The organism is Myceligenerans halotolerans, from assembly GCF_054782975.1.
The window spans coordinates 29852-49313 of the sequence record NZ_BAAGRL010000027.1; the positions used below are offsets into that span (position 1 = coordinate 29852).

The 19462-nt window shown below is 72.0% G+C and carries 20 protein-coding genes and 8 tRNA genes; 14 read left to right on the forward strand and 14 right to left on the reverse strand.

Going from position 1 to position 19462, the window contains the following annotated elements:
• Positions 1-31 precede the first annotated feature (31 nt).
• The 9 genes from ACYVK5_RS18015 to ACYVK5_RS18055 all read right to left on the reverse strand — a co-directional run bounded on the left by ACYVK5_RS18015 (position 32) and on the right by ACYVK5_RS18055 (position 2287).
• The gene (locus ACYVK5_RS18015) at positions 32-355 is read right to left on the reverse strand and encodes a DUF2277 domain-containing protein (RefSeq protein ID WP_460707342.1); all 324 of its coding nucleotides are present in this window, start codon (positions 353-355) and stop codon (positions 32-34) included.
• Positions 356-669: 314 nt separating this feature from the next.
• Positions 670-741, reverse strand: a tRNA-Val gene (locus ACYVK5_RS18020).
• 1 nt (position 742) lies between these two features.
• Positions 743-813, reverse strand: a tRNA-Cys gene (locus ACYVK5_RS18025).
• 23 nt (positions 814-836) lie between these two features.
• Positions 837-909 (reverse strand) — tRNA-Gly (locus ACYVK5_RS18030).
• Between the two features lie 237 nt (positions 910-1146).
• Positions 1147-1623: a GNAT family N-acetyltransferase gene (locus ACYVK5_RS18035; RefSeq protein ID WP_460707343.1), complete on the reverse strand. Its 477-nt coding sequence runs from the start codon at positions 1621-1623 to the stop codon at positions 1147-1149.
• A gap of 306 nt (positions 1624-1929) precedes the next feature.
• A tRNA-Val gene (locus tag ACYVK5_RS18040) sits at positions 1930-2003 on the reverse strand.
• A gap of 12 nt (positions 2004-2015) precedes the next feature.
• Positions 2016-2090 (reverse strand) — tRNA-Val (locus tag ACYVK5_RS18045).
• 11 nt (positions 2091-2101) lie between these two features.
• Positions 2102-2172, reverse strand: a tRNA-Cys gene (locus tag ACYVK5_RS18050).
• Between the two features lie 42 nt (positions 2173-2214).
• Positions 2215-2287, reverse strand: a tRNA-Gly gene (locus ACYVK5_RS18055).
• Positions 2288-2459: 172 nt separating this feature from the next.
• Between ACYVK5_RS18055 and ACYVK5_RS18060 the strand changes: the two genes are divergently transcribed.
• The 3 genes from ACYVK5_RS18060 (at position 2460) to ACYVK5_RS18070 (ending at position 4815) form a co-directional block, all read left to right on the forward strand.
• Positions 2460-3836: a chorismate-binding protein gene (locus ACYVK5_RS18060; protein WP_460707402.1), complete on the forward strand. Its 1377-nt coding sequence runs from the start codon at positions 2460-2462 to the stop codon at positions 3834-3836.
• Entirely contained in the window at positions 3833-4687 is an 855-nt protein-coding gene (locus ACYVK5_RS18065) for an aminotransferase class IV (RefSeq protein WP_460707344.1), read from the forward strand. Before ACYVK5_RS18060 ends, ACYVK5_RS18065 begins: the two co-directional genes overlap by 4 nt.
• Positions 4688-4741: 54 nt before the next feature.
• A tRNA-Val gene (locus tag ACYVK5_RS18070) sits at positions 4742-4815 on the forward strand.
• A gap of 397 nt (positions 4816-5212) precedes the next feature.
• Here the strand turns inward: ACYVK5_RS18070 and ACYVK5_RS18075 are convergent.
• From ACYVK5_RS18075 to ACYVK5_RS18095, 5 genes are all read right to left on the reverse strand, one after another.
• Entirely contained in the window at positions 5213-6148 is a 936-nt protein-coding gene (locus ACYVK5_RS18075; RefSeq protein WP_460707345.1) for a hypothetical protein, read from the reverse strand.
• Between the two features lie 234 nt (positions 6149-6382).
• Positions 6383-7222: a bifunctional helix-turn-helix transcriptional regulator/GNAT family N-acetyltransferase gene (locus tag ACYVK5_RS18080; RefSeq protein ID WP_460707346.1), complete on the reverse strand. Its 840-nt coding sequence runs from the start codon at positions 7220-7222 to the stop codon at positions 6383-6385.
• Positions 7223-7401: 179 nt separating this feature from the next.
• Positions 7402-8667 carry a Dyp-type peroxidase gene (locus ACYVK5_RS18085; protein ID WP_460707347.1) on the reverse strand — a complete coding sequence of 422 codons (1266 nt, stop codon included), beginning with the start codon at positions 8665-8667 and terminating at the stop codon, positions 7402-7404.
• Positions 8664-9293 carry a copper chaperone PCu(A)C gene (locus ACYVK5_RS18090; RefSeq protein WP_460707348.1) on the reverse strand — a complete coding sequence of 210 codons (630 nt, stop codon included), beginning with the start codon at positions 9291-9293 and terminating at the stop codon, positions 8664-8666. The genes ACYVK5_RS18085 and ACYVK5_RS18090 overlap by 4 nt, the downstream gene beginning before the upstream one ends.
• A 194-nt stretch (positions 9294-9487) precedes the next feature.
• Positions 9488-10120, reverse strand: a complete 633-nt coding sequence (locus tag ACYVK5_RS18095) for a hypothetical protein (RefSeq protein WP_460707349.1) — start codon at positions 10118-10120, stop codon at positions 9488-9490.
• Positions 10121-10189: 69 nt separating this feature from the next.
• On the opposite strand from ACYVK5_RS18095, the gene ACYVK5_RS18100 reads away from it, so the two are divergent.
• From ACYVK5_RS18100 to ACYVK5_RS18150, 11 genes are all read left to right on the forward strand, one after another.
• Positions 10190-11017 (forward strand): tyrosine-protein phosphatase, encoded by an 828-nt coding sequence (locus ACYVK5_RS18100; protein ID WP_460707350.1) that lies wholly within the window; start codon positions 10190-10192, stop codon positions 11015-11017.
• A gap of 151 nt (positions 11018-11168) precedes the next feature.
• Positions 11169-11354, forward strand: coding sequence for a hypothetical protein (locus ACYVK5_RS18105; RefSeq protein WP_460707351.1), 186 nt, complete (start codon positions 11169-11171; stop codon positions 11352-11354).
• Positions 11355-11544: 190 nt separating this feature from the next.
• Complete coding sequence (locus tag ACYVK5_RS18110; protein ID WP_460707352.1) at positions 11545-11889, forward strand: hypothetical protein; 345 nt, start codon at positions 11545-11547, stop codon at positions 11887-11889.
• Positions 11890-12018: 129 nt separating this feature from the next.
• The gene (gene thrS / locus ACYVK5_RS18115; RefSeq protein ID WP_460707353.1) at positions 12019-14052 is read left to right on the forward strand and encodes a threonine--tRNA ligase; all 2034 of its coding nucleotides are present in this window, start codon (positions 12019-12021) and stop codon (positions 14050-14052) included.
• A 13-nt stretch (positions 14053-14065) separates the two neighbouring features.
• Positions 14066-14644 carry an HIT family protein gene (locus ACYVK5_RS18120; RefSeq protein WP_460707354.1) on the forward strand — a complete coding sequence of 193 codons (579 nt, stop codon included), beginning with the start codon at positions 14066-14068 and terminating at the stop codon, positions 14642-14644.
• 35 nt (positions 14645-14679) lie between these two features.
• The gene (pgsA, locus tag ACYVK5_RS18125) at positions 14680-15300 is read left to right on the forward strand and encodes a phosphatidylinositol phosphate synthase (RefSeq protein WP_460707355.1); all 621 of its coding nucleotides are present in this window, start codon (positions 14680-14682) and stop codon (positions 15298-15300) included.
• Positions 15297-16295, forward strand: a complete 999-nt coding sequence (locus ACYVK5_RS18130; protein ID WP_460707356.1) for a phosphatidylinositol mannoside acyltransferase — start codon at positions 15297-15299, stop codon at positions 16293-16295. The genes pgsA and ACYVK5_RS18130 overlap by 4 nt, the downstream gene beginning before the upstream one ends.
• Before the next feature lie 64 nt (positions 16296-16359).
• A complete protein-coding gene (locus ACYVK5_RS18135; RefSeq protein WP_460707403.1) occupies positions 16360-17562 on the forward strand; it encodes a glycosyltransferase family 4 protein in 1203 nt (400 codons plus the stop codon).
• The gene (locus ACYVK5_RS18140; protein WP_460707357.1) at positions 17559-18155 is read left to right on the forward strand and encodes a hypothetical protein; all 597 of its coding nucleotides are present in this window, start codon (positions 17559-17561) and stop codon (positions 18153-18155) included. The genes ACYVK5_RS18135 and ACYVK5_RS18140 overlap by 4 nt, the downstream gene beginning before the upstream one ends.
• Positions 18156-18215: 60 nt before the next feature.
• On the forward strand, positions 18216-19139 hold the full coding sequence (gene pdxS, locus ACYVK5_RS18145) for a pyridoxal 5'-phosphate synthase lyase subunit PdxS (RefSeq protein ID WP_460707358.1): 924 nt from the start codon (positions 18216-18218) through the stop codon (positions 19137-19139).
• 190 nt (positions 19140-19329) lie between these two features.
• On the forward strand, positions 19330-19461 hold the full coding sequence (locus ACYVK5_RS18150) for a hypothetical protein (protein WP_460707359.1): 132 nt from the start codon (positions 19330-19332) through the stop codon (positions 19459-19461).
• Position 19462 lies beyond the last annotated feature (1 nt).

Consider the following 19462-nt stretch of genomic DNA (forward strand, 5'->3'; position numbering starts at 1 on the left):
CCTGCGCCGGACCGGCCGGATGAGCGCTGGATCAGTGCTGGTGGGCGATGCCCAGTTCGTGCATGCGCTCGTGTTCCTCGCGGGCGCGCTGCCGCTCCGCGATGCGGGCCTGCACCTCGGCGCGGCGCAACGGCGGGACGGACTTGGGTGGCTGCCGCCGGGCGGGCAGTTCCTCGAGCAGCCGGGTGACGATCGCGGCCACCTCGTCGGTGGCCCGCTCGACCGGCTCCCGCGTGGCGTCGGAAAGCTTCGTCACACCGGTCACCTTGCGGACGAACTGCAAGGCCGCGGCCGTGATCTCCTCGTCGGTGGCGGGCGGTTCGAGCCCGCGCAGGGTCGTGATGTTGCGGCACATGCTCCCGACGGTACGCCGCGCCACCCCACGACAACAGAGCGAGGGGCCGGATGCGGCCCGAGCCGGCCGGTGCACCCCGGACCGGCGGGTGCCTGCCTGCTGTACCCCTCCTACGCGGCAGGCACCTGCCCGGTGCAGCGTGAGCCGGCGGGCATCTGCCTGCTGTACCCCTCCGACCCGGCAGGTACTTACCCGGTGCACCATGGCGGGGGTTCGGGGGCCTGCCCCCGGGGCGGGGCGCGGGGGCTCCGCCCCTGCAGGGAATGACGAGACGGAGTGGCCCATTCATGGGCACACTCCGCCTATCCGTCTCGTGCGCGATACTGGGATCGAACCAGTGACCTCTTCCGTGTCAGGGAAGCGCGCTACCGCTGCGCCAATCGCGCGAGGTGGGTACGGGATTCGAACCCGTGTATACGGCTTTGCAGGCCGCTGCCTCGCCACTCGGCCAACCCACCGCGAGGGTTCTCACCCACTTCAGAGCGGACGACGAGATTCGAACTCGCGACCCTCACCATGGCAAGGTGATGCTCTACCAACTGAGCTACGTCCGCACGATTCCGGCCCGCTTCCGCGAACCGGCGCTCCAGAAGATTACGGGACGCACCGTCCAAAGGTCCAATCGAACGGGCAGTTCGCGGACGGGTGTACGTCACACGGGTCGCGGCGTGGTCCTGGGCGCGGAACCACACGTCGAGGATGCGGGCGAGCCAGGAGCTTGCTTACGGCTCAAGGGTCCTGGACGTAAGCAAGCTCCTGGCTCGCCGGCAACCCGGCGGCGGGCTCGGGGCCTATGGCCCCGACTCGTCGAGCCGGTAGATGTGCTCCTCGATCTCCGCCTGACGTGCCTCGGCGAAGGACGTCTCCTCACCGACCCGAGTGAAACCGTTGCGCACCAGGATCCGCGCCGACGCGGTGTTGTCAGCCGCGACACGTGCGTACAGCGGGCGGACGGTCACCTGCCGGAGCAGGCTCGCGAGCGCTGCCGAGGCGATGCCTCGCCCCCAGACGTCTCGCCGCACCCAGTAGGTGACCTCCGTGTCACCGTCGACGACGAAGCTCCCGACACTGCCGACGACATCACCGTCGACGACGATCACCTTGCTCGTGATCGAGTCGTCGCCCATGAACTTCCGCCATCGGGCGCGATATTCCTCTCGATCACCCTGATCGGGGCTGGTGAAGGCAGCCATGTGCTGCGCCGTTCCGTCGGCCTGGATGTCGAAGAGGACGTCCAGGTCGTCGTCGGACACGTCTCGCAGGATCATCTGAGCAGAGTGCCACCCGAACCCCGCACACGGCCAGGCCCATCACCAAGCCTGCCGACACGGCCCGCCCGAGACGGCGGGTGCGGCCGGGCGCGCCTCTCAACCATGAGGAAAGCCGCGAGCCACGAGGTTGCTTACGCCCAGGGTCGTTGAGGCGTAAGCAGGCTCATGGCTCATGGCTCATGGCTCATGGCTCATGGGCATCTGCATCGAGAGGCGCGGCAGGGTGCGGGGGCCGCACCCCCGCAAGACATGACGAGGCGGAGTGGTCCAACCCTGTTGGACACACTCCGCCGATCCGTCTCGTGGGCGATACAGGACTCGAACCTGTGACCTCTTCGGTGTGAACGAAGCGCGCTAACCATCTGCGCCAATCGCCCCTGGTGGGGTAGTGGTGAGCGATACTGGGATCGAACCAGTGACCTCTTCCGTGTCAGGGAAGCGCGCTACCGCTGCGCCAATCGCTCGAGTTCATGCGAGGTGGGTACGGGATTCGAACCCGTGTATACGGCTTTGCAGGCCGCTGCCTCGCCTCTCGGCCAACCCACCGCGAGGATGCTCCTGCGAGACGAGCACGGGAGCGGGCCTCCGAGCGGACGACGAGATTCGAACTCGCGACCCTCACCATGGCAAGGTGATGCTCTACCAACTGAGCTACGTCCGCACAGCCGGACCTGACGGGATTTCCCCGTGTGCTCCGGCGTGGTCTGAACATTAATCGAACATCGGTGTGGCCGTCCAATCGATTGCGCGGCGTTAGCGTGGACGATGTGTCCCCTACTCCGCGCCGACCCGCGAGAACCCGCGCCACCGCGACGATCCTGGCCACCCGTGACGTGACCGGGAACACCGGCTGGGCGACCTTCGACGGACGTGTCGCCACGCACGTGACCCGTTGCGTCGACGTCGATGCCGAGCCGGAGGCGCTGGCAGAGGGCATGTGGTTCGTCGTCGCCGACTTCGAGGGCCGGGCCCGCGCATGGCAGTTCCGGCACGTCACCCCGCCCCCGGGTCCCGTGGCCGTCCCGAGCGGAAACCCCACGCGCTCGGCGTCCGACGTGCACGACCTGTCCCGCCCGGGACCGTCGTCCGCCACGCACGACGCGCACGACGCGCACGACACGTCTCACCCGGAGCCGGCGTCGGACGCGCACCCCGCACCCCACCCGGGACCGCCGTCGGGCAGGGACGACGTGCCGCACCCCGGACCGCCGTCGGGCACCTGGACCGGGCCGGACCCCGAGGCCTGGACGAGTTCGATGGACCGCGCCGCCTACGAGGCGGCGGTGCGCCGGATCCGCGAGCACGTGCGCGAGGGCGCCGTCTACCAGGCCAACCTCTGCCGGGTCCTGGCCGCTCCGCTACCGGCCCGGGCCCGCGACGACGGCACCACCACCGAGCCCGACGCCCGCGCCCTCGCCGCCCGGCTCGCCGTCGGCAACCCCGCGCCGCACGCCTGCGCGATCCATGTCCCCGCGGCCACGACCGGCGTCGACGGCCGCGACGTCGACCCGGTCTGGGTGGTCAGCGCCTCCCCGGAGCTGTACCTGTCGCTGGAACCCGGCCCCGACGGCCCTGTCGTCACCTCCGGACCCATCAAGGGCACCGCCCGCACACCCGACGGCCTCACCGACAAGGATCACGCCGAGAACGTCATGATCACGGACCTCGTCCGCAACGACCTGCAGCACGTCTGCCGGCCCGGCACGGTCGAGGTGAGCGGGCTGCTCGCCGTCGAGCACCACCCCGGCCTGGTGCACCTGGTCTCGCGCGTCCGCGGCGTGCTGTCCGACGACGTCGCCCGCGCCCCTGACGTCTGGCGGCACCTGCTGGCGGCGACGTTCCCGCCGGGGTCCGTGTCGGGAGCGCCGAAGTCGTCGGCGCTGCGGATCATCGACGACCTGGAACCGGCCCCGCGCGGTCCGTACTGCGGTGCGGTCGGCTGGGTCGACGGCGACGCCGGCACGGCGTCGCTCGCCGTCGGCATCCGCACGTTCTGGTGGGAACGGGGGGACGACGACGGTCCCGGGGCGGGCACGCTCCGCTTCGGCACCGGAGCCGGCATCACCTGGGGCAGCGACCCCACCGCGGAGTGGCGGGAGACCGAACTCAAGGCGGAACGCCTGGTGGGGCTCGCATCGTCGGGCACCGAGCCGGGCGGAGAACGGCCGGTTTCGCGGTCCGCCGCCCCGGCAGGCAGGATGACCCCATGACGCAGACGGTGATCTGGACGGGCGGGCGACTCGTGGCGCCCGACGAGGGCGCGATCAGCGCGGTCGACCACGGCATCACGGTGGGCGACGGGGTGTTCGAGACGTGTGCCGTGTTCGACGGCCAGGCGTTCGCCCTCACGCGCCACCTGAAGCGGCTCGCGCGGTCCGCCGCGGGGCTCGGCATCGCCGAACCCGACGAGCAGCACATTCGCGACGGCGTCGCCGCCGTCCTCGCCGCCGGGCCTGCCGCCGGCCGGCTGCGGATCACCGTGACCGACGGCGTCGGACCGCTCGCGTCGGGACGGTCCGGCGGGCCGCAGACTGTCATCGTCGCTGCCGGCCCCGCGGAGATCCGGGCCGAGGGTCGTGCCGTGCGCTCGCCGTGGACCCGCAACGAGCGGTCGGCCGTGGCGGGCCTGAAGACGACGTCGTACGCGGAGAATGTCGTGGCCCTGGCCGACGCCGTCGCCAAGGGCGGCGACGAGGCCGTCCTCGCGAACACGCGCGGCGAGCTGTGCGAGGGAACCGGATCCAACGTCTTCGTCGAGCGCGACGGCGAACTGGTGACGCCGCCGCTGTCGGTGGGCTGCCTCGCGGGGATCACCCGCGAGCTGCTGCTGGAATGGGGCGCCGAGGCCGGGCTGCCGGTGCGGGAGGCGCGTGAGGGCGAGCTGACGTTCGACGCGCTCGACGACGTCTCGGCCGGACGCTCGCACATGCTCCTGACCGGATCCGTGCGGAACGTGCAGCCCACGACCTGGCTCGACGGCGTCGACCTGCTGGCCGGCGAGCTGTCGAGGGCGGCGCGCGACGTGTTCGAGAAGATGCGCCGCGAGCTGATCGACCCCTGAGCGACGGTCGTCGCAGGCGGCCCGGCGAATGCTAGGATCGCTGCGCACGACCAGGGGCGATTGGCGCAGATGGTTAGCGCGCTTCGTTCACACCGAAGAGGTCACAGGTTCGAGTCCTGTATCGCCCACGAGACGGATCGGCGGAGTGTGTCCAACAGGGTTGGACCACTCCGCCTCGTCATGCCTTGCGGGGGCGCGGCCCCCGCACCCGGCCCGACGGATCGGCGGAGCGTGTCCACGAGTGGGCACACGCCGCCTCGTCAATTCCCGCGAGGGCGCGGCCACCACAGCCCCGCCCGATGGACCAGTAGCGTGTGACCGTGAGCAGGCCACGTCGCCTCGTCAATCTTGTAGGGGCGCGGCACCGCGGCCCCGCTCGGGGCGGCTCCTCCGGCAGCTCGGCGGTCAGCGGGCATGGGGGGCTTCACTCCCGCCCGCGCCTCTCGATGCGGAGCCCATGAGCCATGAGCTTGCTTACGCTTCAACGGCCCTGGGCGTAAGCAAGCTCGTGGCTCGAGGCCTACCTCATGGCGTCCCGCGACGATGTGCGGTGTCCGCCGGGAGTTCGCGGCCCGGTTTCCACCCTTCGGCATGCAGGATGGAGGCGATGTCCCCGGCGATGCCCGGGTACTCGTAGAGGTGGCGGCTCCGGAAGCGGAGCAGTAGCAATCGTCGGTCGCGGAGCAGTTCGTTCTGCCGGAGCGCGTCGTAGCCCAGTTGATCGTGCGACGCGTGGTAGGCGTTGCCATCGATCTCGACGACAAGCCATCTGTCAGCACCGAGGTGCCAGACGAGGTCGGACCTGCCGACGAATTGGCCACAGCCGTCGTAGAACGCTCGCTGCAGGTCATCCGGTGGTATTCCCGCATCCTCGCACTGGAGGCGCGCATCGGTCTCGAGGGGGGACTCGGCGCGTCCGTCGACGAGCCTCAGCCACCGTGCCTTGTCCGAGTGGCCGGCGCGACGCATGAGCCGGGAGACCTCACGGAGGCTCGCCGGTCCGATGACTCCCTGGTGGATCAGGCTGTCCGCGCACCGTACCCAGCTGTCGCGACCCAGGGTTCGCATCGCCTGGACGAGGGCCAGGACGGGTTCGACGACATCGCGTCCATCGACTTGCACGGTCTTTCCGGTGACATCGGTCTGGCGGACGGCGACGCCGGCCCGCGACCTGGCTGCCGCCCCGCCCGGGAGCGCAACTTCCGGGGTGAGCCGCCGTGGCAGGCCCTGCGCGCCATGCAGCATCAGCGCGATGTCGCTCAACGCGATCCCTCGGGGATAGGCGTAGAGCGCGAGCCAGACGGCTCGCCATCGTTCCTGGTCGTACTTGTGGAGCGTGACGTCGCGCAGCCTGGTGTCGAACACGCCGCGTGCCGCTCGGGACCAGGCGCCGGACGCGACGAGCCGATGCCGCCTGATCGCGGTGACGTCGTGCTCCTCGCACTGCCGGACGGAGAGCATACCGCCGCGATCCCGAGCAAGTGCCAGGAGGTCGGTAGGAACGCCGGATCGATGACGTGGCATTTCCTCACCGCACCACACGCGGCGGCCGACCGCTGTCCATCCACAGGCCGGATCGAGCTCGGCCATGAGCTTGCTTACGCCATGGCCCTTGTAGGTGTAAGCAGGCTCATGGGGCACGGTAAAAGTGTGCCAAGCGGCGGAGCCGCAACCGGGCGGGTGGGAATCTGGGGCTCAGCTCAGGTGCTTCTCGAAGAAGTGAGTGGCGTCCGGGTTGTCGTTGTAGCGGTCGATGCGGTGGTAGCCGGCGCGGTCGTACATGGCGATCGCGGCCGTGAGGGCCTCGTTCGTGTCCAGCCGGACCGTCGTGTGGCCGGCGTCGGCTGCAGCGGTCTCCAGGTGTTGCAGCAGGCGCGAGGCCAGTCCGGCGCCACGCCAGTCGGGGTGCACCCACATGCGCTTGATCTCGGCCACGCCGTCGCCGAAGGCCCGGACGCCGCCGCATGCGACCGGCTCGCCGTCGTCGACCGCCAGCACGAACCGGCCCGACGGCGGCAGGAGCTGCGCCGCGTCGGCCTCGGACGGCTCGCCCGGGTCGAACGGGAAGAGCGTCGCGAGCTCGGCGGCATACTGCCCGACGGCTGCCCGGGCTCCCGGCGACAGCGGATCCACCGTCTCGAAGGTCATGGCGGCGGTGCGTACGAGGAGGTCGGCCTCGGCGAGGGCGCGCACGAGGCGGTCGCGCTGCCGCTCGGTCAGGGGCTCCAGGAGGGTACGGGCGCGTTCGGCGGAGCGGGCCTCGAGTTCGTTCCAGCGCGTCCTGCCGAGCGGCGTGAGGTCCACGAGGCGGGCGCCGGTGAGGCGCTTGAGCTGCCTGCTGACGTAGCCGGAGTCGAGGCCGGTGCGTGCGCGCAGGTCGGCGACGGTCCCCGCGCGGGTCCCGATCTCGAACAGCAGCCGCATCGTGCCCAGCGGCGCGCCCATGCCCAGGAACGAGTCCTCCAGCGCTCCGATGCGCTGGGTGTAGCTGCGGTTGAAGCGGCGTACGACGGCGGTCCGGGAGTCGATCGGCATATCGCTGACCTTAGTCAGAGAAATGGCCTCCGTCGAGACAGCGTAGCGGCGGCTGCCGCCTGACATGGGGCCGCCTCCTGGCATGCCGAGACAGCACGGCATGCCAGGACGGCGGCCAGCCGCTCACCACGGGCCGTCACGACGGGCCATCGCGCCGGACCGGTCGGCCCGGCGCGACCTCACGCCTCCAGCAGGGCCTGGCCCAGGTACTCACCCGGCCTCGCGCCCGGCGGCACGGCGAAGACCGCCGAGCCGACCGGCGTCGTCCACTGGTTGAGCAGATCCATCTCGTCCAGCCTGCGCTGGACGGGGAGGAACTGCCGGTCGACGTCCGCCTGATAGCTGACGAACACGAGACCGGTGTCGCCCGGCCCGTCGTCGTACCCGTACGGGCGGCGCAGGAACCGCTCGTACGGGTCGTCGCTCCGGGACCGGCGGATGTGCGCTGCGGTGTCGATGACGCCGAAGCCGTAGGGCCCCTTGGCCTCCAGGTCCGGCTCGTCGTGTTCGTGGCTGCCGGTCAGGGGAGCGCCGTCGGACAGCCTTCGCCCGATGGTGTTCTCCCGCCCCTCGCGGTCGACCTTGTCCCAGCCGTCGAGATCCATCGCGATCCGGCGTACGACGACGGAGGTGCCACCGGCCAGCCAGCCCGCTGTGTCGTCCGTGTGCCAGACCAGGTGAGGTTCGGCTGCGGGGTCGATATTCCCCGTGCCGTCCACCTGCCCCATGGGATTGCGCCACGTCGTGCCTGGCGCGACGGTGCCCGGGCTGTTGCGGAAGCCGCGCTGGAGCCACCGCGGACGAGCGAACGTCCGCGCCTGCCGCACCAGCACGCGCACCGCGTGGGAGACGGTCACCAGGTCGTCGGCGCAGACCTGCAGCAGCAGGTCGCCCCCCGACCAGGCGTCCTCGAGCCGGTCGACGCCGAACGACGGCAGCGGGTGCAGCCACGACGGCATGCGGCCGGCCAGGTCCGCCGCCGCGAACACCGCGGGCCCGTAGCCCACGGTCACCGTCAGCCGCGCCGGGACCGCCGCGAGCTCCGGCTCGGTGTCCGTCAGCCCCGGGCGTCCGGACATGAGCCGTTCCGCATCATCGGTCCAGATCCGCATGAGACGCACCAGGGCGTCGCGGTCCGTCCCGCCGGCCAGATCGAGCGCGACGAGCGTCGCGAACGCCTGCGGCGTGGTGTCGACACCCGGCTGACGCGGCCCGCGGAACGGAACGGTCGCCCGGCCCGCCTGGTCCGGCGTCTGTCCGGCGGTGTCCGACGGTGTCACCGTCGCACTCCGGGCGGTCGTCGCGCCCACGGTGGCGGCCGCTCCACCGAGAGCGCCGCCCAGGAAGGTGGCCCCGCCGCGCAGGAATCCCCGGCGCGAGGGTCCGGGCGTCCCGTCGGGGCCGTCGTCGGCGGCCCCGTCCGCGCGGGCCGGGCCGCCGGTCACATGTCCTCCTCGCCGTCGCCGTGCTCGCTGTGGTCGGAGTGGTCGGAGTGGTCGGAGTGGTCGGAGTGGTCGGAGTGGTCCATCGACTCCCCGTCCGCGCCGCCGTCCGGCTCGTAGCTCTCGTTCGCGCCGTCGAACGACCGCACGGGGGCGACGATCTCCAGTTCGGACCCGTCCTCCGCGGTCACGACGACGGTGACGTCCTCGCCCGGTTCGAGCGGGTCGGTGACGCCCAGCAGCATCAGGTGCGGCCCGCCCGGCTCCAGGTCGAAGGGCTCGTCCGCGGGGATCATCAGCCCGCCGTCCGCCTCCTGCATGACGGGCGTGCCGCCGTCGTCGGCGAACACGTGCAGCTCCGCGGACTCCGCGGCGTCCGACTCGGCCGACACGAGCCGGACGTCGTGGCCGGAGGAGTTCGTGAGGGTGCCGAAGACGGCCGTCATGCCCTCGTCGATGGCCTTGGCCCACGGGTCCTCGATGGTCAGCGCCTCCGCGTCCGTCTCGGACGCCGGTGCGTCCTCCGAGGCGGCCTGCGACCCGGCGGTACAGGCAGCGGGCAGCAGTGTCAGGGAGACGACGGCCGCGGCGGCCAGTGTGCGGGGACGGGAGATGGTGTTGCGGTTCATGGTTTCTCAGCTTTCTGCGCAGCACGCCGAGACGCCCGGCGCCGGCGGAGTGTGCCTGCGGCGGGTCGTGGCGTGCGGGGATGCCCGGGTGGGGAGCTCATGCGACACGTGCCGTGCGGCGCGAGCCGCGGTGCGGCCTCACCCGAGACGCGCGCCACCGCACGTCCGCACGACGGCGGGACGTGGGGACCGGCTCAGGCGAGAACCGCGAGCGCCGCCGGCGGGCCGCGGCGGGGTGTGCTCCTGGCCACGAGCACGGACGACGGCGTCGGCAGGGTGGCCGGGCGCGGGTGCGGCGTCGTGGGCCGGGCCGGCGCGGGAATGCGTGGTGTCGCCAGCGTGAGCAGCATGTGCCCGAACATCTGCAGGGCGTCCCGCGCGGTGCCCTCGCCCGCTGTGATGAGGACGGCGGTGACCAGGACCGCGGCGATGTGGAAGGCCACCATGCGCGGGCTCGTCAGGTGGTCGTGCGTCACGGTGAGCGTGGCGTGCGCGGCGGGCGCGACGGCGGCACCGGCGTGGTGGCGGGCGTGGCCGGAGGGCGCGGTGCCCGGCACGGCCGCGGCGCTCGCGGCGGCGGACCAGGTCAGGGCCTGGTGCAGGCAGAGCTGCAGGGCACCGAGGAACGGCGCGAGGATCCACACGCGCGGGCGGGCCTGTGCGACGACGCAGGAGGCCGCGACCGTGAGGACCGCGAGCGCCGCCATCGCGCCGGCGTCCGGGAGTGCGCCACCACCGAGGCTGTGGGCCAGGGTGGCCAGGCTGAGGGAGGTGGACGCGAGCAGGAGCGTGCGCACCACGCGCATCACCTGTCCGAGCTCACCCATGGCAGGAGACTCTACGCGGTGGGTCGGACACCCGGAGCGTTGTCGGTGACCCCGTCTACGCTCGGCGTCGTGACCTCTTACACTCCCTTGCACCTGGACTGGTCCGGACTGCTCAACGCGCGTGACCTGGGCGGGATGCCGCTCGATGGCGGCGCTCTCGTGCGGGAGCGTGCCCTGGTCCGGTCGGAGTCGCTGAGCTGGCTCGAGCACGACGGCGTGCGGGCGGCGCGCGCGTACGGGGCCGTACGGGTCATCGATCTGCGGCTCCCGGCGGAGACCAGGAAGTACCCGCATCCGTTCGGCGATCCTGCGGACGACGGCGAGGTGCGGGAGCCGGGCGACCCGGAGTATCTGAACCCGCCGGTCCAAGAGTACGGGGATCCGGTGGAGGGGCCGTGGGCGCACCTGTACGCGGGGATGCTGGAGCGCCGGCCCGAGTTGTTCGCCCGGGCCGTCGGTGCGATCGCGGAGGCGCCGGAGGGGCCGGTGCTCGTGCACTGCGCGGCGGGCAAGGACCGCACCGGGCTGGTGGTGGCGTTCGCGCTGTCGCTGGCGGGTGCGGACGACGAGGCGATCGCCGTGGACTACGAGCTGACCAACGTCCGGCTCGCCCCGCGCCTGGCGGTCCACGTGGCGGCGATGGAGCGTGCGCGGGCCGTGCACGAGGAGCGTGCGGCGGCCCGGCCGGTGTCCGGGGAGGCGGCGGACGGCGGCGGCGATGCGCTCCCGGGCCATCTGCATCCGGCGCGGAGCAGGGCGGGGACGCGGGAGGTCATGCTCGAGACCCTGGCGGGCCTGCGCGCGGAGTACGGGGCGGTCGCGGGGTATCTCGCGAGCGGCGGGCTGACCGACGGTCAGCGGGAGGCGCTGGTGAAGCGGATTCGCGCCGAAGGGTGACGGGGTGCGGGCTTCGCGGCGGCTCCCGGGGCGGGCTGTGTGCGGTGGCGGGCCCTGCCTCGGGGGTCTACCTTCGGGACCGGCGGCGGACGATCCGTCGCTCACAGGGGGCGTGGACACGCGCCTGTGCCATCGGCACAAGGAGGCAGACATGGGACTCTTCGACAAGGCCAAGGACATGGCGACGGACCCGGAGAACGTCGAGAAGGCGAAGGAGCTGCTGACCGACGAGAACGTCGACGCGGCTGCCGACAAGCTCAAGGACATCGCGCCGGACCAGGCGGACGGCGCGATCGACGGTCTCGCCGACAAGGCCAAGGAGTTCGGCGAGAGCTGACCCGGTGGGGCCGGGCGGGCGGGGGAGTCCGTCCGCCGGCTTCCGCGAGGCCGCGTCCTGGAGCGATTCTGTCGCTCAGGGATGCGGCCTTCGTCCGTCTTGTGTACCTTCTCGGGCAGCGACGGAGGTGCCGTCGTCTGCAGGGAGTCACGCACTACGGCGTGCCTGCGAACGGCAGGAGGAGCCGGATATGGGATTTTTCGAGGCGGCCAAGGCGTTCGTCACCGACCCGGAGAACATCGCCCGGGCGAAGGCGCTGGCCACGGACGAGAACGTGGACATGGCGGCCGGTAAGCTCAAGCAGCTGGCGCCCGAGCAGGCCCGGGGCGCGCTCGACGGTCTCGCGGAGAAGGCCAAGGAGTGGGGCGGCCCCGAGGACGAGGAGCCGGCCGCGGCGCCGGAGGAGAAGGCCCCGGTGTCGGAGGGGTCGGCTGCGGTGCCGGAGGAGAAGACCGCGGCGCCGGAAGAGAAGGCGTCGGACGAGAAGCCGGACAGCCTTGCCGAGGCCGAGGGCGAGGGCAAGCTCGGCGACTGAGAAGCTGCACAGCGGGCCGGTATCGAGTTCGCCCTGGGCGCTCGGATCGGTACGATCGAGGGGCGTCGCTCGTCTGGACGGCGCCCCTCGCGCGTGCGGGGGTCATGAGCTCGCTGAAGGAGACCATTCGTGTCCGACGTCGTATCGCCGCCCACTCAGCAGGACCTCACCCCCGGTGACGTCACCGACACGGAGGCGACGACGATGACGACCACGGTCCCCACCACCGGCGCCGACCTGTACGGCGACCGCAAGGACGTCGTGGTCGTGCGGGTCGACGGCACACTGTGGGACCTGCACCGCGCGATCCCGGGCGGGGCGGTCGTGGAGCCGGTGACCGTCGACGAGCCGGACGGGCTGGACGTGCTGCGGCACTCGGCCGCGCACGTGCTCGCCCAGGCCGTGCAGCAGATCAACCCGGACGCGAAGCTCGGCATCGGGCCGCCCGTCAAGGACGGCTTCTACTACGACTTCGACGTCGCCGAGCCGTTCACGCCGGACGACCTCAAGGCCCTGGACAAGGCGATGGCCCGCATCATCAAGGAGGGCCAGACCTTCCGCCGGCGCGTCGTCACCGAGGAGGAGGCCCGCGCGGAGCTCGCGGGCGAGCCGTACAAGCTGGAGCTCATCGGCATCAAGGGCACCGGCGACACGGCGGACCTGGACGAGGACGGCGCGAGCGTCGAGGTGGGCGGCGCCGAGCTCACCATCTACGAGAACGTGCGCGGAGCCGGGCGCGAGAGTGAGACCGTGGTCTGGAAGGACCTGTGCCGCGGACCGCACCTGCCGAACACGAAGCTGCTCGGCCAGGGCGTGAAGCTGATGCGCTCGGCCGCCGCCTACTGGCGCGGCAGCGAGAAGAACCCGATGCTGCAGCGCGTCTACGGCACCGCCTGGCCCAGCAAGGACGAGCTCAAGGCCTACCAGGAGCGCCTCGCGGAGGCCGAGCGTCGTGACCACCGCCGGCTGGGCACGGAGATGGACCTGTTCAGCTTCCCGGACGAGATCGGCTCGGGCCTGCCCGTCTTCCACCCCAAGGGTGGTGTCATCAAGCGGGTCATGGAGGACTACGTTCGCCGGCGGCACATCGAGGAGGGCTTCGACTACGTCGGCACCCCGCACATCAGCAAGGAGGGCCTGTTCCACACCTCGGGCCACCTGCCGTACTACGCGGACACGATGTTCCCGTCGATGGACCTCGAGGGGTCGGAGTACCGCCTCAAGGCGATGAACTGCCCCATGCACAACCTGATCTTCCGTTCCCGTGGCCGCTCCTACCGTGAGCTGCCGCTGCGGCTGTTCGAGTTCGGGTCGGTCTACCGGTACGAGAAGTCCGGCGTGGTGCAGGGCCTCACCCGCGTGCGCGGCCTGACGCAGGACGACTCGCACTCGTACGTGACGCCCGAGCAGGCGCCGGCAGAGGTGAAGCACCTCCTGGAGTTCATGCTGAGCCTGCTCAAGGACTTCGGCCTGAACGACTTCTACCTGGAGATCTCCACCCGCGACCACGCCAAGCCGGGGAAGTTCGTCGGTTCGGACGAGGACTGGACCGCCGCGACCAAGGTGCTGCAGGACGTCGCCGAGGAGACCGGGCTCGAGCTGGTCCCGGACCCGGGCGGCGCCGCGTTCTACGGCCCGAAGATCTCGGTGCAGGCGAAGGACGCGATCGGGCGCACCTGGCAGCTCGGCACCGTGCAGTACGACTTCAACCAGCCCGAGGGCTTCGGCCTGGAGTACACCGCGCCGGACGGCACCAAGCAGCGCCCGGTGATGATCCACTCGGCGAAGTTCGGCTCCATCGAGCGGTTCATGGGCGTGCTCATCGAGCACTACGCCGGACAGTTCCCGGTCTGGCTCGCGCCCGTGCAGGTGCTCGCCGTCCCGGTGGCCGAGGCGTTCGACGACTACCTGAAGGACGTCGTCGCGCAGCTCAAGGCCCACGGCATCCGTGCCGAGACCGACCTGTCGGACGACCGCTTCGCCAAGAAGATCCGCAACGCCTCCAAGCAGAAGGTGCCGTTCACGCTCATCGCGGGCGGGGAGGACGTCGAGGCCGGGGCGGTCTCGTTCCGGTTCCGGGACGGAACCCAGGAGAACGGGGTGCCCGTCGCCGAGGCGATCGAGAAGATCGTCGCGGCGGTCCGGGACCGGGCCCAGGTCTGACCGGCCGGAGAGCATGGACGTGACCGGTACCGACGAGGCCGGCGCCTTCGGTCCGCCTGACGACCACTACCAGCGTCTGTGGAACCCGCACCGCATGATCTACGTGGGCGGGCAGGGCAAGCCCGCCGACGGCTCGGAGCATCGGTGCCCGTTCTGCCGCATCCCGCAGGGCGACGACGAGCAGGGCCTCGTCGTCGCCCGCGGGGAGCGGTGCTACGTGGTGCTCAACCTCTACCCGTACAACTCCGGCCACATGATGGTGCTGCCCTACCGGCATGTCTCGGACTACACCGACCTCGACGACGCCGAGACCGTCGAGCTGGCAGCCATGACACAGGCGGCGATGCGCACCGCGCGGGCCGCCTACGCCCCGGCAGGGTTCAACCTGGGTCTCAACCAGGGTGAGGTGGCCGGCGCGGGCATCGCCGCGCACCTGCACCAGCACGTGGTGCCCCGCTGGCCCGGCGACTCGAACTTCCTGCCCGTCGTCGCGCAGACGAAGTCGCTGCCCGAACTGCTCGCCGATACCAGGCGCCGACTCGCCGACGCATGGCCAGGACCCGGTCCGAGGGCCGAGCCCCGGCATACTTGAGCAGCAGAGGGGCATCGCAGCGATCGGAGGCAGAGATGCTCGGTCGGCTTCGCCGCCTGATGACCACCGTGCTCACGCCGGTGGCCCGCCTGCTGCTGCGCCTCGGCGTCACACCCGACGCCGTGACGATCGCTGGCACCGCCGTCGTCACGGCGCTCGCGCTCACGCTGCTGCCGTCGGGACACCTGCTGCTCGGCGGGCTCCTGATCGGGTTCTTCGCCCTCCTGGACTCGCTGGACGGCGTGCTCGCGCGACTGTCCGGCCACGCCAGCCGGTGGGGAGCCTTCCTGGACTCCACCCTGGACCGCGTGTCCGACGGCGCCGTGTTCGCGGGCATCACCCTCTACTTCGTGCTGCACCCCGGCGTGCCGTACGCGACCTGGGGCGCCGTGGCGGCCCTGGCCTGCCTGGCGCTCGGCGGCGTCGTCCCGTACGCGCGGGCCCGGGCGGAAGCGGTCGGTGCGACGGCGAAGAACGGCATCGCCGAGCGCACCGACCGCCTCGTGATCGGACTCGCACCCCTCGCGTTCACCGACGCCGGACTGCCGATGGTGGCCGCCACTACCGCCCTCACGGTGCTCGCGGTCGCGAGCGCCGTCACCGTCGGGCAGCGCATGACCACCGTCCACCGGCAACTCGTGAGGGTCCCCCGGTGAACGCCTTCTCCGCGGACGACGCACAGCCCGGGCCCGACCTGGCCACGCGCGCCTACGTGCTCGCCTGGAAACTCGCCCCGAGAGTGCCCGAACCGCTGCTGCGCGGCCTGTTCACCGTGATCGCCGACGTCACCTGGCTGCGCCGCACCAAGGGCGTGCGGCGCCTCGAGGCCAACTACGGGCGCGTGCGGCCCGACCTCGATGTCGCCGGCATCCGCCGCCTGTCCCGCGCCGGGATGCGTTCCTACATGCGGTACTTCCGCGAGGCGTTCACGCTGCACGCGCTGAGCCGGGAGCAGATCGACGCCCGCGTCCGCGCGCGAGGCTACGAGGAGAACCTGCGCCCGTTCCTCGACCTCGACGGGCCGGGCACCCCGCCCGAGAGGCGCGGCGCCGCGGCCCTCGCGGTCGGCCACCAGGGCAACTGGGACCTCGCCGGGACGTGGGGCACCCTGCACATCGCGCCGGTCCTGACCGTCGCGGAGAAGCTACGGCCCGCAGAACTGTTCGACCTGTTCGTCGAGTTCCGCCGCTCGATCGGTATCACCGCCCTCGGCCTCGGGGACGAGGGCGTCTTCCAGGCGCTCGTCGCCGGCGCCAAGGAGGGTGACCGCCTCGTGCCGCTGCTGGCCGACCGTGACCTCACGTCCCGCGGCGTCGAGGTCGACCTGCTCGGGCACCCGGCACGGGTCGCCGCCGGGCCGGCCGCCCTCGCGCTGGACGCCGACGTGCCGCTCGTCCCCGCCGGCATCCACTACGAACGTCTCCACGGCGCCCGCCGTCGTGCCGCGGGCAGCCCGTGGGGCGTCGTCATCACGTTCCACGAGCCCGTCGTCGTCCCCGAGCACACCCTGCCGCGCGCGGAACGCGTGCGGCGCCTCACCCAGGGCTGGGCCGACGCGCTCGGACGCTCCATCGCCGAGCACACGGCCGACTGGCACATGCTGCAACGGGTCTTCACCGAGGACCTCGACGGCCGGAGCCCGCGTGCCTGACCGGCGTCGCACGCCCTCCACCAGTCCGGCACGCCGGCGCAGGGTCCGTGCCGGCCAGGCACGCGTGCTCCGCATCGGCATCGTGTGCCCCTACTCGTTCGACGCCCCCGGCGGCGTGCAGTTCCACGTGCGCGACCTCGCCCGGGCGCTGCGCGCCGCCGGGCACGACGTGTCGGTCCTCGCCCCGGCGTCCGACGACACCCCGGTGCCGGAGTTCGTCGTACCGGCGGGCCGCGCCGTCCCCATCCGCTACAACGGGTCCGTCGCCCGCCTCACCTTCGGGCCCGTCACGGCCCGCCGGGTCCGCCGCTGGCTCGCCGACGGCCGGTTCGACGTCGTCCACCTGCACGAGCCGATGACGCCGTCGGTCGCCCTGCTCGCGCTCCGGTACGCCGAGGTGCCCGTCGTGGCCACGTGCCACACGTCGATGCCGCGCTCGCGCGCGCTGCGGGCCGCCTTCCCGCTCGTCGGCCCCTTCGTCGAGAAGATCGCCGCGCGCATCGCCGTCTCCGAGGACGCCCGCCGCACCGTCGTCGACCACCTCGGCGGCGACGCCGTCGTCATCCCCAACGGCGTGTACACGCAGGACTTCGCGGACGCGCCCGCGCGCCCGGAGTGGCGGGGCGCGCCCGGCGCGCCGACCATCGCGTTCCTCGGCCGGCTCGACGAACCACGCAAGGGCCTCGACGTCCTCCTCGCCGCCGCCACCACGATCCTCGACCGGATGCCGCGCACCCGCTTCCTCGTGGCCGGCAGCGGCACGGACGTGCCGGAGCGCGTCCGTGCCGTCCTCGGGGAACGCGCCGACGCCGTCGAACTGCTCGGGCGCGTGACCGACGAGGACAAGGCGGCCCTGCTCGCGTCCGCCGACCTGTACGTCGCGCCCCAGACCGGCGGCGAGTCGTTCGGCATCGTGCTCGTCGAGGCGATGAGCGCCGGAACCGTCGTCGTCGCCAGCGGACTCGGGGCCTTCCGGCGCGTCCTGGACGACGGCACGGCGGGTGCCCTCTTCGACACCGGCGACCCGGAGGCGCTCGCGGCCGAGGTGCTCGCGCTGGCGGGCGACCCGGAACGGTGCGAGCGGTACCGGGACCGTGCGCGGGACGTGGTGCGGCAGTACGACTGGTCGGTGGTCACGGGGCAGGTGCTGGCCGTGTACGAGACGGTCCTGTCGGCCGGCGACGCGCTCGGAGCCGGTGGTCCCCTCCCGGGGCTGAGCGACGGCGTGCGCGGCGTGCTCGGCCGGGCTCGCAGGGGATGGCGATGAGCTGGTCGGAGATCGCGTTCTGGTCCCTGGTGGCCGCCCTCGTGGTGGTGTGGGCGGCATGGCAGGTGGCCTCGCGCCTGGACGGGCTGCACCGCAAGGTCGCGGGGTCCCGGGCCGCGCTGGACGCGCAGCTCGTACGCCGGGCGTGGGCGGCGGTCGACCTGGCGTCCTCGGGCGGGATGGACCCGGCGTCGGCCCTGGTCGTGGTCGACGCCGCCTACGTGGTGCTGGACACCGCCGATCCCGAGACCGGTGAGCACGTGCTCGCGATCGACGGCCTGCCGACGGCGCGCGAGGACGCCGAGAGCAACCTGAGCGCGGCACTGCGCGAGGCGCTGGGCGATCCGGACGAGATCGCGCGGCTGCGCCACGGACCGGCCGCGGAGCAGGCCGGTGCCCTGGCCGCGGCCTGGTACCGGGCGACGCTCGCGCGCAGGTTCCACAACGAGGCGGTCTCCCAGGCCCGGCAGGTGCGCCGGCGCTGGTACGTGCGTGCCGCGCACCTGCCCGGACGTGCGCCGATGCCGCACACCGTGGAACTGGACGACCGGATGCCGGAAGGGCTGGACCGGAGTGCCGGACCCGGCGCGTAGGATCGCTTGTGAGGGGCGCCGGACCGGCGTCCGGAACGGATCGGAACGAGCGAGGTAGTGGTGGCTGACGAGACGACGACGGGCGCTGGCGTGGGCAGTGCTGGAACTGTCGGCACCGCGCGCGTGAAGCGCGGCATGGCCGAGATGCTCAAGGGCGGCGTGATCATGGACGTCGTCACGCCCGAGCAGGCGAAGATCGCCGAGGACGCCGGCGCGGTGGCCGTGATGGCCCTGGAGCGGGTCCCGGCGGACATCCGGGCGCAGGGCGGCGTGAGCCGTATGAGCGACCCGGACATGATCGACGGCATCATCGAGGCCGTCTCCATCCCGGTGATGGCGAAGGCGCGCATCGGGCACTTCGTGGAGGCGCAGGTGCTGCAGGCCCTCGGCGTCGACTACATCGACGAGTCCGAGGTGCTCACCCCCGCGGACTACACCAACCACATCGACAAGTGGGGCTTCACCGTGCCCTTCGTGTGCGGTGCGACCAACCTGGGCGAGGCACTGCGCCGCATCACCGAGGGCGCGGCGATGATCCGCTCCAAGGGCGAGGCCGGCACGGGCGACGTGTCGAACGCGACCACGCACATGCGGCAGATCCGCCAGCAGATCCGCAAGCTCTCCTCGCTGCCCGAGGACGAGCTGTTCGTCGCCGCCAAGGAGCTCCAGGCCCCGTACGAGCTGGTCGCGGAGGTGGCGCGGGAGGGCAAGCTGCCCGTCGTGCTGTTCACCGCGGGCGGCATCGCCACTCCGGCCGACGCCGCGATGATGATGCAGCTCGGCGCGGAGGGCGTGTTCGTGGGGTCGGGCATCTTCAAGTCCGGCGACCCGGTCACGCGCGCCAAGGCGATCGTGCAGGCCACGACGTTCTACGACGACGCCGACGTGCTCGCCAAGGTCTCCCGCGGACTCGGCGAGGCGATGGTCGGCATCAACGTGGAGGAATCGCCCGAACCGGTCAGGCTGGCGGAGCGGGGCTGGTGACGTTCTGGCTCTGGTGCGCTGACCTGCCCTGAACGGTGGGAGAGGCTCCGCGGGTCTCGTGCCCGCGGGGCCCTCGTCGTTATGCGCAGATGCGGAGCTGAAGGGGCACGTCAACGGCGAACGGGCCACCGGACCAGTCACCCGAAGCGCTCGACGAGCTCAAGGCCGCCGAGGAGTATGCCACCGCCGGGTGTGGGCGACCGTCCGGGCGTGGAACGACGCCTCGCTGCGCGTCCTGGCGAAGCTCGGGTTCGAGACGACTGATCGCGTCGAACAGGAAGCGGTCCACGGGGACTCACTGTTCCTGACGAAGCAGTTGTGAC